12 protein-coding genes, 1 rRNA gene and 1 pseudogene are annotated in these 14593 nt (G+C 74.0%); 2 read left to right on the top strand and 12 right to left on the bottom strand.

Annotated features, from left to right (window positions below; translation table 11 throughout):
* Window positions 1-414 precede the first annotated feature (414 nt).
* The 5 genes from ACZ6ZI_RS19900 to ACZ6ZI_RS19920 form a co-directional block, all read right to left on the bottom strand.
* Window positions 415-1533 (bottom strand): glycosyltransferase family 4 protein, encoded by a 1119-nt coding sequence (locus ACZ6ZI_RS19900; protein ID WP_469522402.1) that lies wholly within the window; start codon window positions 1531-1533, stop codon window positions 415-417.
* A gap of 226 nt (window positions 1534-1759) precedes the next feature.
* The gene (gene recN, locus ACZ6ZI_RS19905) at window positions 1760-3487 is read right to left on the bottom strand and encodes a DNA repair protein RecN (RefSeq protein WP_469522465.1); all 1728 of its coding nucleotides are present in this window, start codon (window positions 3485-3487) and stop codon (window positions 1760-1762) included.
* A gap of 93 nt (window positions 3488-3580) precedes the next feature.
* Entirely contained in the window at window positions 3581-4504 is a 924-nt protein-coding gene (locus tag ACZ6ZI_RS19910) for an NAD kinase (protein WP_469522404.1), read from the bottom strand.
* A gap of 41 nt (window positions 4505-4545) precedes the next feature.
* Window positions 4546-5361 carry a TlyA family RNA methyltransferase gene (locus tag ACZ6ZI_RS19915; RefSeq protein WP_363056722.1) on the bottom strand — a complete coding sequence of 272 codons (816 nt, stop codon included), beginning with the start codon at window positions 5359-5361 and terminating at the stop codon, window positions 4546-4548.
* 7 nt (window positions 5362-5368) lie between these two features.
* On the bottom strand, window positions 5369-5656 hold the full coding sequence (locus ACZ6ZI_RS19920) for a hypothetical protein (protein WP_363056724.1): 288 nt from the start codon (window positions 5654-5656) through the stop codon (window positions 5369-5371).
* 65 nt (window positions 5657-5721) lie between these two features.
* On the opposite strand from ACZ6ZI_RS19920, the gene ACZ6ZI_RS19925 reads away from it, so the two are divergent.
* Window positions 5722-6069, top strand: coding sequence for an SCP2 sterol-binding domain-containing protein (locus ACZ6ZI_RS19925; protein ID WP_469522408.1), 348 nt, complete (start codon window positions 5722-5724; stop codon window positions 6067-6069).
* A 134-nt stretch (window positions 6070-6203) separates the two neighbouring features.
* On the opposite strand, the gene ACZ6ZI_RS19930 is transcribed toward ACZ6ZI_RS19925, so the two are convergent.
* The 4 genes from ACZ6ZI_RS19930 to ACZ6ZI_RS19945 all read right to left on the bottom strand — a co-directional run bounded on the left by ACZ6ZI_RS19930 (window position 6204) and on the right by ACZ6ZI_RS19945 (window position 10423).
* The gene (locus ACZ6ZI_RS19930) at window positions 6204-7133 is read right to left on the bottom strand and encodes an ABC transporter ATP-binding protein (protein WP_469522411.1); all 930 of its coding nucleotides are present in this window, start codon (window positions 7131-7133) and stop codon (window positions 6204-6206) included.
* The gene (locus ACZ6ZI_RS19935) at window positions 7130-8206 is read right to left on the bottom strand and encodes a FecCD family ABC transporter permease (protein WP_469522414.1); all 1077 of its coding nucleotides are present in this window, start codon (window positions 8204-8206) and stop codon (window positions 7130-7132) included. Before ACZ6ZI_RS19935 ends, ACZ6ZI_RS19930 begins: the two co-directional genes overlap by 4 nt.
* Window positions 8203-9249: a FecCD family ABC transporter permease gene (locus ACZ6ZI_RS19940; protein ID WP_469522416.1), complete on the bottom strand. Its 1047-nt coding sequence runs from the start codon at window positions 9247-9249 to the stop codon at window positions 8203-8205. Before ACZ6ZI_RS19940 ends, ACZ6ZI_RS19935 begins: the two co-directional genes overlap by 4 nt.
* A 142-nt stretch (window positions 9250-9391) precedes the next feature.
* Window positions 9392-10423, bottom strand: a complete 1032-nt coding sequence (locus ACZ6ZI_RS19945; RefSeq protein ID WP_469522418.1) for an HAD-IIA family hydrolase — start codon at window positions 10421-10423, stop codon at window positions 9392-9394.
* A gap of 125 nt (window positions 10424-10548) precedes the next feature.
* Between ACZ6ZI_RS19945 and ACZ6ZI_RS19950 the strand changes: the two genes are divergently transcribed.
* Window positions 10549-11820 carry a DUF1015 family protein gene (locus tag ACZ6ZI_RS19950; RefSeq protein WP_469522422.1) on the top strand — a complete coding sequence of 424 codons (1272 nt, stop codon included), beginning with the start codon at window positions 10549-10551 and terminating at the stop codon, window positions 11818-11820.
* A gap of 72 nt (window positions 11821-11892) precedes the next feature.
* Here the strand turns inward: ACZ6ZI_RS19950 and ACZ6ZI_RS19955 are convergent, their stop codons facing one another.
* The 3 genes and pseudogenes from ACZ6ZI_RS19955 to rrf all read right to left on the bottom strand — a co-directional run bounded on the left by ACZ6ZI_RS19955 (window position 11893) and on the right by rrf (window position 14424).
* The gene (locus ACZ6ZI_RS19955; protein ID WP_469522468.1) at window positions 11893-12729 is read right to left on the bottom strand and encodes a tetratricopeptide repeat protein; all 837 of its coding nucleotides are present in this window, start codon (window positions 12727-12729) and stop codon (window positions 11893-11895) included.
* Between the two features lie 150 nt (window positions 12730-12879).
* A pseudogene (locus ACZ6ZI_RS19960) lies at window positions 12880-14154 on the bottom strand (hypothetical protein); the annotation flags it as partial.
* A 153-nt stretch (window positions 14155-14307) separates the two neighbouring features.
* Window positions 14308-14424, bottom strand: a 5S ribosomal RNA gene (gene rrf / locus ACZ6ZI_RS19965).
* Window positions 14425-14593 lie beyond the last annotated feature (169 nt).

Consider the following 14593-nt stretch of genomic DNA (forward strand, 5'->3'; position numbering starts at 1 on the left):
CGGAGGTCCGGGGCGGACCGGCCCCCAACCCCGCCGGCTTCGACGCGCGGGGGCTCGGGGGCGGAGCCCCACCTTCCTCCGCCGGCTTCGACGCGCGGGGGCTCGGGGGCGGAGCTCCCCCGGCCCCGTCGGTGTTCGGCGCGCCGGGGTTCGGGGCGGAGCCCCACCCCCCAGCCCCGCCGGCGTTTGAGGCGCTGGGGGGGGCGGGGGCGGAGCGCCCGTGACGGGGGCCGGGGCGCAGCCCCGGGAAACGGAGAAAGGGCGGGGCGGGGAGACGGCACCGCGCGGCGGCACCCACACCCCCCGGCCCACCCCCGGCGCCCGGCAGCGGGACCGGCCCGCCGCCGGCCCGCGCCGCCCGGCAGGAACTCGGCACCGCGCCGCCGGCACCCGGCACGGGCCGGCCCGGCAGGGTCAGCGGCCGCGTTCCATCAGTTCGTCGTAGACGGCCAGGACCTGCGCCACCGTCTCGTCCTCCGACGGCCACGTCGCGGCCTGCGCCCGCCCCGCCGCCCCCAGCTCCGCGCGCCGCCCCGGATCCGTCAGCAGCGCGGCCACCGCGCCCGCCAGCGCCCCGGAATCCCCGTAGGGCACGAGCACGGCCGCGTCCCCGACCAGTTCCGGTACCGCGCCGACCTCGGTCGCCACCAGCGCCACGCCGGCCCGCAGGGCCTCCTGGGCCAGCGGTGAGCGGCCCTCCCAGCGGCTCGGCAGCACCGCCACGTCCGCCGCGGCGAGCAGCCGGTCCGCGTCCGGGCGCCGTCCCAACAGCCGCACCGGAAGCCCCTCCTCCTCGATGCGCCGCGTCAGTTCGGGCCGTAGCGGCCCCTCCCCGGCGATCACGAGCAGCGGCAGCGGTTCCATGACCCGCCACGCCCGTGCCGCGTCCAGCAGGACGGAGTAGCCGCGGCGCGGGACCAGGCTGCCGACGGCCACCACCAGCGGTCTTCCCACGGCGCCCAGTTCCGCCCGGGTCTTGTCGGCGTCCACGGCGCCGGCCGTGCTCGGTACGGCGGGCGCGGCCAGTCGCGCGTCGCGCGCCCCGCGCCGCCGGGCGAGGTCGACCTGGTCGAAGGAGGCGCCCAGGACGACGGCCGCCGCCCGGGCCACCCGACCCTCCAGGAGCCGGCTCAGCCGGCCCAGCATCCCCCGCGGCTCGGGGGCGCCGCCGTGCCAGGTGACCACGAGCGGGACCCTGCGCCCCGCCCGACGTCCGCTCAGGGCCAGCGCGGCCCGCAGACCGGCCCGTACCCCGTGGGCGTGGACGAGGTCGGCGCGTGCGCAGGCGGCCCGCAGGGCGGCCACCGCGTCCGGGGTGAACTCCGCTCCGGCTCCGGTGAAGTCGTACTCCCCCTCGGCCGCGACGGGGGCGCACACGGTGACGCTCACGCCCCTGGCGGCCAGCCCCGTGGTCAGGGACCGTACGTGCGCGCTGCTGCCCGCGCCCGCGCCGCCGAGGACCTGGACGGTGCGCAGCGGGGGTCGCCCGTACGGTTGTGCGGGGACCGGGATCGGGACCGGGGAGCTGCTCACGGGCCGAAGCTCCAGGGTGAGGCGTCAGGGACGTCGCCCAGGATGCCAGTCCGCACGCGCGTTCCGGGACCATACGGGTGCGGATCCGGTACGAGATACCGCACTCCGCCCCACAGCCTCACCCACACGGGCTACCGTCGCGTCCCGCCGGAGCCGGGTCCGCCGGCCGGCGCAGGGGCCGGGGGCCCGGGGCGGTGTCCGTCCCGGGCCTTCGGCGACCCGTCGCTCAGGCGTCGGCGCGCGCCGCCGCGAGGAGTTCCTCGGCGTGGGCCCGCGCGGTCTGGGAGTCCTCCTGGCCGGCCAGCATCCGCGACAGTTCGCGAACCCGGTCCTCGCCCTCCAGCACGGTCACCCCGGAGCGCGTGACGGATCCGTCGACGGTCTTCTCCACGAGCAGTTGGCGGTCCGCGAAGGCGGCCACCTGCGGCAGGTGCGTGACGACGACCACCTGGGCGGTCCGCGCGAGCTTGGCCAGCCGCCGCCCGACCTCGACGGCGGCCTTGCCGCCGACGCCCGCGTCGACCTCGTCGAAGAGGTAGGTGGGGACGGGGTCGGAGCCGGCGAAGACGACCTCCACCGCCAGCATGACCCGTGACAGCTCGCCGCCCGAGGCGCCCTTGGCGATGGGCCGGGGCTGGGCGCCCGGGTGCGGGGCCAGCAGCAGTTCGACGTCGTCGGCGCCGGAGGGCCCGTAGGCGACCGGTCGGCCGCCGACCTCGACGCCGTCGGGGTCCTCGCTCTGGCGGATGTCGAAGGTGACCCGGGCGTGCGGCATGGCCAGGGAGGCGAGTTCCTCGGTGACGGCGGAGGCGAAGCGTTCGGCGGCCTCCGTGCGGGCGTCGGTCAGCGCCTGTGCCAGTTGGGACAGTTCGGCCCGCAGCGCGTCGCGTTCGGCGGTGAGTTCGGTGATCCGGTCGTCGTCCCCGTCGAGTTCCAGCAGCCGCGCCGCGCCGGTCTCGGCCCAGCGCAGTACGGAGTCCAGGCCGCCTTCGGCGTCGCCGTACTTGCGCACCAGCTGGGTCAGGGCCGCCCGCCGCTCCTCCACGGCGGCCAGCCGCAGCGGATCGGCGTCCAGGTCGTCGGCGTACCCGGCGAGCTCTCCGGCCACGTCGGCGAGGAGGATGCCCAGCTCCCCGATCCGGTCGGCGAGCGCGCCGAGCGCCTTGTCGTGGGAGCGTACGGATTCCAGCGCGCGGTGCGCGCCGGCGACGAGCGTGTTGGCGTCGACGCCCTCCGGGTCCTCCATGTCCCCGGCGAGGGCGGCGTGGGCGGCCTGCGCGGCCGAGGCCAGCGATTCGGCGTGGCCCAGGCGCTCGGCCTCGGAGGCCAGCTCGGCGTCCTCGCCGGGCAGCGGTTCGACGGCGGCGATCTCGTCGAGGCCGAAGCGCAGCAGGTCCGCCTCCTGGGCGCGTTCCCGGGCCCGGGTGGTGAGGGTGTCGAGTTCCCCGGCGACGGTGCGCAGGCGGCGGTAGGCGCCCGCGTACTTCTCCAGGGGGACGGCCACGGCGTCCCCGGCGTACCGGTCGAGGGCCTGGCGCTGTCGGGCCGGCCGCAGCAGGCCCTGCTGGTCGGTCTGGCCGTGGACGGCGACGAGGTCGTCGGCGAGTTCGCCGAGCAGGCCGACGGGCACGGAGCGGCCGCCGACGTGGGCGCGCGAGCGCCCCTCGGCGGACACCGTCCGGCTGATCAGCAGGGCGCCGTCGTCGAGTTCGGCCCCGGCCTCCTCGGCGCGCAGGGCGGCGGGGGCGTCGGGGCGCATGACGAGTCGGCCCTCGACCACCGCCGCCTTGGCCCCGATCCGCACCAGGGCGGGATCGGCGCGCCCGCCGAGCAGCAGCCCGAGGCTGGTGACGACCATCGTCTTGCCCGCGCCGGTCTCGCCCGTCACCGCGGTGAATCCGGGCGACAGCTCGACCACCGCGTCGTCGATGACCCCGAGCGACCGTATCCGCATCTCCTCAAGCACGGGACGACGATACCGAGGTTTCCCGGGTGCGATGTGACGTCACCCGGCCGGATCTTCCCGAACGGGTGTGCTATTTAGGGGTTACTGGTGGGGCGCCCCGCGCCAACCGGACACGGGCAGCGCGAACTTCGCCACGAGCCGGTCCGTGAACACCGCGTGGTGCAGCCGGGCGAGTCGCACCGGCACCGAACCCCGCCGCACCTCCACCCGGGCGCCCGACGGCAGCTCCAGCGTCCGCCGCCCGTCGCACCACAGCACCCCGTGCGGGGTACCGGTCTGCACCTCCACCGCCAGCACCGAGTCCGGCGAGGTGACCAGCGGCTTCGCGAACAGCGCGTGCGCGCTGATCGGCACCATGAGCAGCGCCTCCACCTCGGGCCACACCACCGGGCCGCCCGCCGAGAAGGCGTACGCGGTCGAGCCGGTCGGCGTCGCGCACACGATGCCGTCGCAGCCGAAGCCGGTGACCGGACGCCCGTCGATCTCCAGGACGACCTCCAGCATCCGCTCGGGGGACACCTTCTGCACCGCGGCCTCGTTCAGCGCCCAGTCCCGGTGGACGATGTCACCGTTCGTCCGGACGAGTACGTCGAGCGTCATCCGCTCCTCGACCTCGTACGCCTTGGTGACCACCCGGTCGACGACCTTGTCCAGATCGTCGCGCTCCGCCTCGGCGAGGAAGCCCACCCGACCGAGGTTCACGCCCAGCATCGGCACCCCGGAGCCGCGCGCGAACTCCGCGCCGCGCAGCAGCGTCCCGTCACCGCCCAGCACGATCAGCAGCTCGCACCCGTCGAGCACCTTCGGGGTGCACTCGGCCACGAGCTCCACCTCGGGCGGCAGCGGCAGGTCCACCGCCTCGTGCTCCAGCACCCGCACCCCGAGCCCGGAGCGCAGCAGCCCCTGGACGACCAGCTCGGCGCTGCGGATCGCGGCCGGCCGGCCGGTGTGCGCGAGCAGGAAGACCGTACGCGCCCCCTGCGGTTCCGCTCCCGCCCCCGCCACGGCTCCCGACGTTGCTGACGCTGCTGACTCTGACGAATCTGTCACTGCGGCCCCTCCGCCACTGCACGATCGACGTCCCCCGGGTCGAGTGCCGGTGCGCCCGCCCGCAGCCACAGAAAGTACTCGACGTTGCCCGACGGCCCGGGCAACGGGCTCGCGGTCACCCCGAGCACCCCCAGCCCCAGCTTCCAGGCCTGCGCCGCGACCTCCCGTACGGCCTCCGCGCGCAGCTCGGGGCTGCGCACCACTCCCCCGCTGCCCAGGCGCTCCTTGCCCACCTCGAACTGCGGCTTGACCATCAGCACCAGGTCCGCGCCGGGCGCGGTGCACCCCACCAGCGCGGGCAGGACCAACCCGATCGAGATGAAGGACAGGTCGCCGACCACCAGGTCCACGGGGATCCCGTCGATCAGCTCGACCGTCAGTTCACGCACGTTCGTGCGGTCCTTGACCGTGACGCGGTCGTCGCTCTGCAACGACCAGGCGAGCTGCCCGTAGCCGACGTCGACGGCGACCACGTGGGAGACGCCCGCGCGCAGCAGGACGTCGGTGAACCCGCCGGTCGAGGCGCCCGCGTCCAGGGCCCGACGGCCCTCGACCGCCAGTCCCAGCGGGCGGAACGCCGCGAGGGCGCCCGCGAGCTTGTGGCCGCCCCGGGAGACGTAGTCGGGGTCGCTGTCGTCCTTGAGGACGACCAGGGCCGCGCTGGTCTCGACCTGGGTGGCCGGCTTGGTCGCGGTGGTACCGCCCACGGTCACCCGGCCCGCGGCGATCAGCTGGGCCGCGTGCTCGCGCGAGCGGGCCATGCTGCGGCGTACGAGTTCGGCGTCCAGGCGGCGGCGTGCCACTCCTGCCACGTTCGGTTCAGCTCCTGTTTTCGTAAGGTCCGGGGACCGGCGGTGCGTCCAGCGCGCTCAGCGCCTCACGCAGTCCCCCGTGCACATCCTCGTACACCCGCGGGTGCCCGTCGGTCGCCAGGTGGTCCGCGTCCGCGAGGCGCTCCAGGTGCGCGTCCACGCCGGGGTGCCCGGTGGGGGTCCTCTCCAGGCCCAGCGGCGCGGGCCCGACCGGCTGCCCGGGGGTCTGCGCCGGGGGCCGGTCCGTCGGCTCCTCGGGGACGTCCGGACCGCTTCCGGACACTGCGTCGGTCATGCCCCGACGCTACCCCGAAGCGCGGCCGCGACCACGCGCGGCTCTGCGGTACGGTCGTGATCACCATGGCTACGACCCAGGAGTGCCGCGAAGCACTCGACCGACTCTCCGACAACCTGAGGCGTGCCGACGGCGACGTCCGCGGCGCGGCGGCCTTCGACCGCTCGCTCAGTTGTCACATCACCGACCTCGACGAGACCTTCACCGGCCGCCTCGACGGCGGCCGGATCACGGTCCTGGCCGTCGTGCCCGGTCCGCCCCGCGCCAAGGCCGAGATCCGGCTCGCGATGACCGGCGACGACCTGGTCGCGCTGGTGGCGGGCGAGCTGAAGTTCGCGAAGGCCTGGGCCTCCGGCCGGGTCCGCCTGGAGGCCGGCTTCCGCGACCTCCTGCGGCTCAAGAGCATGCTCTAGCCGGCCCCGGCCGGCCCGGACCGTACGCACGGACGCCCGGGCGGTACGGACGGGCCCGACGGGCCGCACGGGCCCGACCGCCCGTACGGGTCCGAGGCTCCGGACCCGCTCGCCGGCGTCCTCCCCCGCCGCGGCTACGCGCTGTGGGCGACCACCGCGGTACGCGCCTGGCGCGCGGCCGGGACCACCAGCGGGGTACCGGTCTCCGGGTCGTCGATGATCCGGCAGCGCACCCCGAACACCTCCTCGACCAGCTCGGAGGTGACCACTTCGGCGGGCGGCCCCTCGGCGACGACCACGCCGCCGCGCATGGCGATCAGGTGCGTGGCGTAGCGCGCGGCCTGGTTGAGGTCGTGCAGCACCGCCACCAGCGTCCGGCCCTGGTTCTCGTGGAGTTCCGCGCACAGGTCGAGCACGTCGAGCTGGTGCTGGATGTCCAGGTACGTCGTCGGCTCGTCCAGCAGCAGCAGCGGCGTCTGCTGGGCCAGGGCCATCGCGATCCACACGCGCTGGCGCTGACCGCCCGACAGCTCGTCCACGGCCCGGTCGGCCAGCTCGGCGACCCCGGTGGACGTCATCGACTCGACGACGATCCGCTCGTCCTCCGCCGACCACTGGCGCAGCAGACCCTGGTGCGGGTACCGGCCGCGCGAGACCAGGTCGGCGACGGTGATCCCGTCCGGGGCGATCGAGCTCTGCGGGAGCAGGCCCAGTGTCTTGGCGACCTTCTTCGCGGGCATCGAGCCGATGGACTGACCGTCCAGCAGCACCCGCCCGACGGACGGCTTCAGCATCCGCGACAGCGCCCGCAGCAGCGTGGACTTGCCACAGGCGTTGGGGCCGACGATCACCGTGAAGGAGTTGTCGGGTATCTCCACCGACAGGCCCTCGGCGATGACCCGCTGGTCGTAGCCCAGGGTGACGTTCTCCGCGGACAGCCGCTGCACTCGCGTACTCCTCGTGTTGCCGTTCAAGCCGTTGTCACCGATGCGACCGCGGTCGCCTGCCCTGCCGGTCCCGCCGTGGTCGTCGGCCGTGCCGGCGACCCCGTCCCGCCCGCTCATATCCGTCCCGCCTTGCGCTCGACGACGAGCAGCCACAGCAGGTACACGCCGCCGATCAGCCCGGTCACCACGCCCACCGGCAACTGGTCCGCGCCGAAGGCCCGCTGCGAGGCCAGGTCGGAGGCCAGCAGCAGGACGGCGCCCATCAGCGCGCCCGTCAGCAGGTTCGAGCCCGGCGAGCGGGTCAGCCGGCGGGCCAGTTGGGGCGCCGCCAGCGCGACGAAGCTGATCGGACCGGCCGCCGCCGCGGCGGCGGTGGTCAGGACGATCGCCGCCAGCATCAGCAGCATCCGGGTCCGCTCCACGGGCACGCCCACGGCGTACGCCGCGTCGTCACCCATCTCGATCATGCGCAGGGCCGGGCCCTGCGCGAGGATCAGCGGGAACAGCACCGCGCAGGTCACCAGCAGCGGCCACACCTGCGCCCAGTCCCGCCCGGCCAGCGAGCCGGTCAGCCAGACCATCGCCCGGGTGGCCTCGACGAGCTGCGCCTTGGCGATCAGGTACTGGATCACGGCGACGAGCACGGCCGAGGCACCGATGCCGACCAGCACCAGCCGGTAGCCGTTGATGCCCCGCTTGTAGGCCAGCAGGTAGACGACGGCACCGGTCAGCACGCCACCGACGACCGCGCCCACCGCGACCCCGTTCGCGTCGGCCTTGAACAGGACGATCGCGACGAGCGCGCCCACCGCCGAGCCGTACGCGAAGCCCAACATGTCGGGGGAGCCGAGCGGATTGCGCGAGACGGACTGGAAGACCGCCCCCGACATGCCGAGGGCCGCGCCGACCAGCACCGCCACCAACACCCTGGGCAGGCGCAGGTCGTTGACGATGAAGTCGTTCGCGGGGGTGCCGTTGCCCAGCAGGGTCCGCACGACGTCCGGCGGGGCGATCTCGAAGTCGCCGGTGCCGATCAGGACCACGGCCAGGGCGAACGTCGCGACGGCCAGGACCAGGCCGACCAGTTGGGCGCGCGGCTCGACGCGCAGCGAGAGCCGGCCGGGGCCGCGCAGCGCCCGCAGCGCCGGCTTCGGCGCCGGCTTCGTCGGGGCGGTGGGGGTCGCGCTCACAGCTGGGCCATCCTCTTGCGCCGAACCAGGTAGATGAAGACGGGCCCGCCGATGAGCGCCGTGACGATGCCGACCTGGAGTTCACCGGGCCGGGTGATGACCCGTCCGACCACGTCGGCCCCGAGGAGCAGCACGGGCGACAGGACCGCCGAGTACGCGAGCACCCAGCGCATGTCCGGCCCGGTGATGATGCGCACCAGGTGCGGGATCATCAGGCCGATGAAGACGATCGGACCGCAGGCGGCGGTCGCGGCCCCGCACAGCAGGGTGATGGCGACCATGGCGCCGATCCGGGTCCGCGTCAGGTGCGCGCCGAGCGCCCGCGCGGTGTCGTCGCCCATCGCCATCGCGTTGAGCGGGCGGCCCAGCGCCAGCGCCAGTACGGCGCCGACCACCAGGAAGGGCGCGACCTGGCGGACGGTGTCCATGTTGGCGGAGGCCAGCGAACCGACGGTCCAGAAGCGCAGCTTGTCCAGCGCCTTGCTGTCCATCAGCTGCACGGCGTTGATGTAGCCGACCAGTGCCGCGGTGGCCGCCGTACCGGCGAGCGCGAGACGGACTGGGGTGGCGCTGCGGCTGCCGCCGAGCACGTACACGACGACGGAGACGACCGCGGCGCCCAGGAAGGCCCACCAGACGAACTCGTTCAGGGTCGCGGCGCCGAAGAAGCTGATCGCGGACACGACGGCCGCGGCGGCGCCGGCGTTGACGCCGAGGATGCCCGGCTCGGCCAGCGGGTTGCGGGTCAGCGCCTGCATCACCGCGCCGGACAGCCCGAGCCCCATGCCGACCAGCACCCCGAGGACGGTGCGCGGGACCCGCAGGTCCCGCACCACGACGTCGTCGGGGGTGCCCGCGTAGTGGAACAGGCCGTGCCACACGTGGTCGAGCGGCATGGGCTTGGCGCCCACGGCGATGCTCGCGACCGCGACCAGGGCCAGCACGACGAAGGCTGCGAGCAGACCGGCCGCGCGCGCGCCGTTCCGCGTGCAGGGGGCTACGGCCTGGGCCGCGCTCTGTTCTGGGGGACTCTCGACCAACACGCAGGTTAGGTTAGCCTACCCTCCGGCCGAAACGCCCCTCTGAACAGCCCCTCTTCCGCACGCGAAGGACCCGAACACCCCGCGCGACGCCGCGCGGGGCGGCCCGCCGCACGGCCGACGCCCCGCCCCGCGACGCGACCGGCTACAGCCCCAGCAGCGCCAGCGCCTTGCCCGCGTCCAGCCCGCAGGAGCCCTCCCCGGCCCGCGTCCACGCCGCCGCGCACAGCGCGCGCAGCCCGTCGAGCGGATCGCCCTCGCCCCGCAGCTCCAACGCCTGCGGCCCCGCGAACGCCGTCCAGCCGCCGCAGCGGAAACCCTCCCCGACCGGCGTCACCTCCGGCTGCCCGGTCAGCAACCCGCGCAGGTCCCGGTCCACGTACGTCGGCCGGTACTTCGGCTCCGCCCTCAGCAGCCGCGCCCCGTCCGTCACCCCGGTCAGCACCAGCAGCGAATCCACGTCCCCGTTGAACGCGCCCTCGATGTCGGTGTCCAGCCGGTCCCCGACCACCAGCGGCCGCTCCGCCCCGGTCCGCAGCACCGTCTCCCGGTGCATCGGCGGCAACGGCTTGCCCGCCACCCGCGGCTCGGCGCCCGTGGCGATCCGGACGACCTCCACGGCCGCCCCGTTGCCCGGAGCGATGCCCCGCGCCCCCGGGATCGTCAGGTCCGTGTTGGACGCGTACCAGGGCACCCCCCGGTTGATCGCGTACGAGGCCTCCGCGAACCGCTCCCACGCCAGCGTCGGACCGCCGTACCCCTGCACCACGGCCGCGAGCCCCTCCTCGTCGGCCGAGTCCACCGGAACCAGCCCGCGCTCGCGCAGCGCGACCCGCAGCCCCTCGCCACCGATCACCAGCACCTTGGACCCCGGCGCCACCTCCTCCGCGATCAGCCGCGCCACCGCCTGCGCCGAGGTGATCACCTCCCCGGCCTCCGTCGGGACGCCGAGCTCGCTCAAGTGCTCCGCGACCGCGTCCGGAGTGCGCAGCGCGTTGTTCGTGACGTACGCGAGGTGCATCCCCTCGGCCCGGGCCACGGCCAGGGACTCCACGGCGTGCGCGATGGCCCGCCCGCCCGCGTACACCACCCCGTCCAGGTCCAGCAGGGCCGTGTCGTACGCCTGGTGGAGACTCCGCTCGCTGCCCGCGGGACTGGTCCTGCTCTGCCGGGTCATCTGGCCACTCCTCTATACCGTTCCTACACCGCTGACGATTCTTGTGATCGATCTTGTCCGAGTTTGCACTGCCCCGGTAGCGCCCCGCTCATCCCGTATGGCGAGACGCGTCTTACCATGCACCAATGACCACACCTGGCAACGCGGAGCACGGGCTGCGCCTGATCCCCTTCCACGGACTGCGCTATGTCCCGGAGCGCGTCGGCAGTCTGGCCGCCGTCACCTCCCCGCCGTACGACGTGGTCGTGCGCCCCGACGGAGTCGACTACCTCGAATCCGCCGATCCGCACAACATCGTCCGGCTGATCCTCCCGCAGGCCGAGACCCCGGCCGCCCGCAACGAGCAGGCCGCCCGCACCCTGCGCGACTGGCTCGCCGAGGGCGTCCTGAGCGCCGACCCCCGCCCCGCGCTCTACGTGTACGAGCAGCGCAAGGCCGGGGTCCTGCAACGCGGCGTCATCGGCGCCCTGGCCCTGTCCGGCGCCGAGGCCGGCGTCGTCCTCCCCCACGAGGACGTCATGCCCGAGGTGGTCACCGACCGGGCCGGTCTGATGCGTGCCACTTCGGCCAATCTCGAACCGCTGCTGCTCACCTATCGGGGCAACGGTCCGGGCACGGGCGCCGCCGCGATCATCGAGGCCGCCGCCGCCGGCGAACCCCTGCTGTCGACGGTCACCGAGGACGGCTTCCGCCACAGCCTGTGGGCCATCACCGACCCCGACGACCTGAAGGCCGTCACCGCCGACCTCGCCACCCGCCAGGCCCTCATCGCCGACGGACACCACCGCTGGGCGACGTACCTGCGCCTCCAGGAGGAGCACGGTTCGCCGACGCCGTGGGACTTCGGACTGGTCCTCCTCGTCGACACCGTCCGCTACCCGCTCCAGGTCCGCGCCATCCACCGCATGCTGCGCCGCCTCCCCCCGGCCCGTGCCCTGGCCGCCCTGGAGGGCTCCTTCCGGGTGCGTCCCGTCGACGGCCCGCTGCCACTGGCCCTGGAGACCCTCGCGGACGCCTCGGAGCGCGGCAACGCCTTCCTCCTCACCGGCGACGGCACCTTCCACCTGGTCACCGACCCGGATCCGGCGCTCATCGCGCGCACCGTCCGCCACGACCGGCCCGAGGCCTGGCGCCGGCTGGACGCGACGGTCCTGCACGCCTCCCTGCTGGACGCCCTGTGGGAGGTCCCGGACACCCCGGACCACATCACCTACATCCACGACAGCGCCGCCACGGTGGCGATGGCCGAGCGGCACGGCGGCACGGCCGTCCTGCTGCACCCGGTCCGCGAGGACGTCGTACGGGGCCTGGCCCGCCAGGGCGTCACGATGCCCCGCAAGTCGACCTCCTTCGGCCCGAAGCCGGCCACCGGACTGGTCCTGCGCAGCCTGGACTGACCGGGCGCCGACCCGGCCCCGGACATGCGAAAGGGCGGTACCCCCGAGGGGGTACCGCCCTTTCGTCATCGGCTAGGCGCGGTCGCGCTCGTCGTCCTCGACGACGACCAGTTCGTCGGTCACGTCGACCTCGGCGTCGGCCGCGGCGACGGGCTCGTACTCCTCGTCGTCCTCGTCGTAGTACTCGGCCGTGTCGGAGGCGCGCTCGGCCGCGGCGATCTCCGCCGCGTCCTCGTCCTCGTCGTCCTCGAAGTCCACGTCGACGTCGGCCTCGGTCACGGCGGCGTCCACGAACTCCACGCCGTCGAGCTCGGCGAGTCGGTCGGAGGCGTCCGTCGCCCCGTCCTTGTCGGCCTCGAGGGTCTTGCCGAACCACTCGCGCGCCTCGTCCTCACGGCCGGCGGCCAGCAGGGCGTCGGCGTAGGCGTACCGCAGGCGCGCGGTCCACGGCTGGACGGCGTTCGAGGCCAGCTCCGGGCTCTGCAGGGTCACGATGGCGGCGTCGAGCTCGCCCATGTCCCGGCGGGCACCGGCGGCGACGAGACGCATCTCGACCTGACCGGCCTTGTCCAGCTTCTGCACCTCGGGCTCGCCGGCCATGGCCAGGGCCCGCTCCGGACGGCCGAGGCCGCGCTCGCAGTCGGCCATGACGGGCCACAGCTCGACGGAACCGGTCATGCGCTTGGCGGCACGGAACTCGGCGAGCGCCTCGCTGTACTTCTGCGTGGCGTACGCGGCGAAGCCGGCGGCCTCGCGGACGGCGGCGACGCGGGACGCCAGACGCAGGGCGATGCGGGCGTACGCGTACGCCTGCTCCGGGTCCTCGTCGATGAGCCGGGCGACCATGACCAGGTTGCGCGAGACCTCTTCGGCCAGGCCCTTGGGCAGGCTCAGGAGCTCCTGACGCACGTCGGCGTCGATCTCGTGCCCGGTGACGTCCTCGTCGATGGGCAGACGCTTGACCGGGTCACGGTCGCGGTCCGCGCGGAAGTCGCGGTCGCCGCCACGGTCGTCGCGACCGCGGTAGCCACCACGGTCATCGCGGCCGCCACGGTACCCACCACGGTCGCCGCCCCGGTCGTCACGACGCGGGTAGGACGGACGGTCGCCACCGCGGTCACCGCGGTCGTCACGGCGGAAGCCACCGCCGGAGGGACGGCCACCGCGGTCGTCGTCCCGACGGGGGTACGACGGACGGTCGTCCCGGCGCGGGTAGGAGGGACGGTCGCCACCACGGTCGTCGCGACCGCCGCGGAAACCACCACGGTCGTCATCACGACGCGGGTACGAGGGGCGGTCGCCCCGGTCGTCACGGCGGAAGCCGCCACCGGAGGGACGGCCACCGCGGTCGTCGTCCCGACGGGGGTACGACGGACGGTCGTCCCGGCGCGGGTAGGAGGGACGGTCCCCGCCACGGTCGTCGCGACCGCCGCGGAAACCACCGCGGTCGTCATCACGACGGGGGTACGAGGGACGGCCACCACGGTCGTCGTCACGGCGCGGGTACGACGGACGGTCGCCACCACGGTCGTCACGACCGCCGCGGAAACCACCACGGTCGTCATCACGACGCGGGAAGGACGGACGACCCCCACGGTCATCGTCCCGACGCGGGTACGAGGGACGGTCGTCCCGGCGGAAGCCACCACCGGAGGGACGGCCACCACGGTCGTCGTCACGGCGCGGGTACGACGGACGGTCCCCGCCACGGTCGTCACGACCGCCGCGGAAACCACCACGGTCGTCATCACGACGGGGGTACGACGGACGCCCACCACGGTCGTCATCACGACGCGGGAACGACGGACGGTCCCCACCCCGGTCATCGCGGCGGAAGCCGCCACCGGAGGGACGGCCACCACGGTCGTCATCGCGGCGCGGGTACGAGGGACGGTCGCCCCGGTCGTCCCGGCGGAAGCCACCACCGGAGGGACGGCCACCACGGTCGTCGTCACGGCGCGGGTACGACGGACGGTCCCCGCCACGGTCGTCACGACCGCCGCGGAAACCACCACGGTCGTCATCACGACGCGGGAAGGACGGACGCCCACCACGGTCATCGTCCCGACGCGGGTACGACGGACGGTCGCCCCGGTCGTCCCGACGGAAGCCACCGCCGGAGGGACGACCGCCACGGTCGTCGTCACGGCGCGGGTACGACGGACGGTCCCCGCCACGGTCGTCACGGCGGAAGCCGCCACCGGACGGCCGGCCGCCGCGGTCGTCGCGGCGGAAGCCACCACGGTCACCGCCACGGTCGTCACGGCCCCCTCGGTAGCCGCCCCTGTCACCGCCGTCGTTGCGACGAGGCTCGCGCTCCGGACGTTCGTCGGGAGAGTTGGACATGGGTGTGACTCCTGTCTTCGGGGTACCGCTAGTCATTCTCGCGCAACCAGCCCATGGCCGCGCTTCGGCGTAAAAAGGTACAAAACAAAAAGGACCCTTGGTCCAGCGTTGAACGCTGGACCAAGGGTCCTTTGAAAGATTGTTCGGCGGCGTCCTACTCTCCCACAGGGTCCCCCCTGCAGTACCATCGGCGCTGAAAGGCTTAGCTTCCGGGTTCGGAATGTAACCGGGCGTTTCCCTAACGCTATGACCACCGAAACCCTATCGGTTTCGAGCGAACAAGCACACTCTGTAGTTGTGTTCTAGCTCTAGAAACCAGCAACCGTTCGTTGCTTCAGAACTAACACAGTGGACGCGAGCAACTGAGGACAAGCCCTCGGCCTATTAGTACCAGTCAGCTCCACCCGTTACCGGGCTTCCACATCTG

Source organism: Streptomyces sp. NPDC103540, from assembly GCF_055584445.1.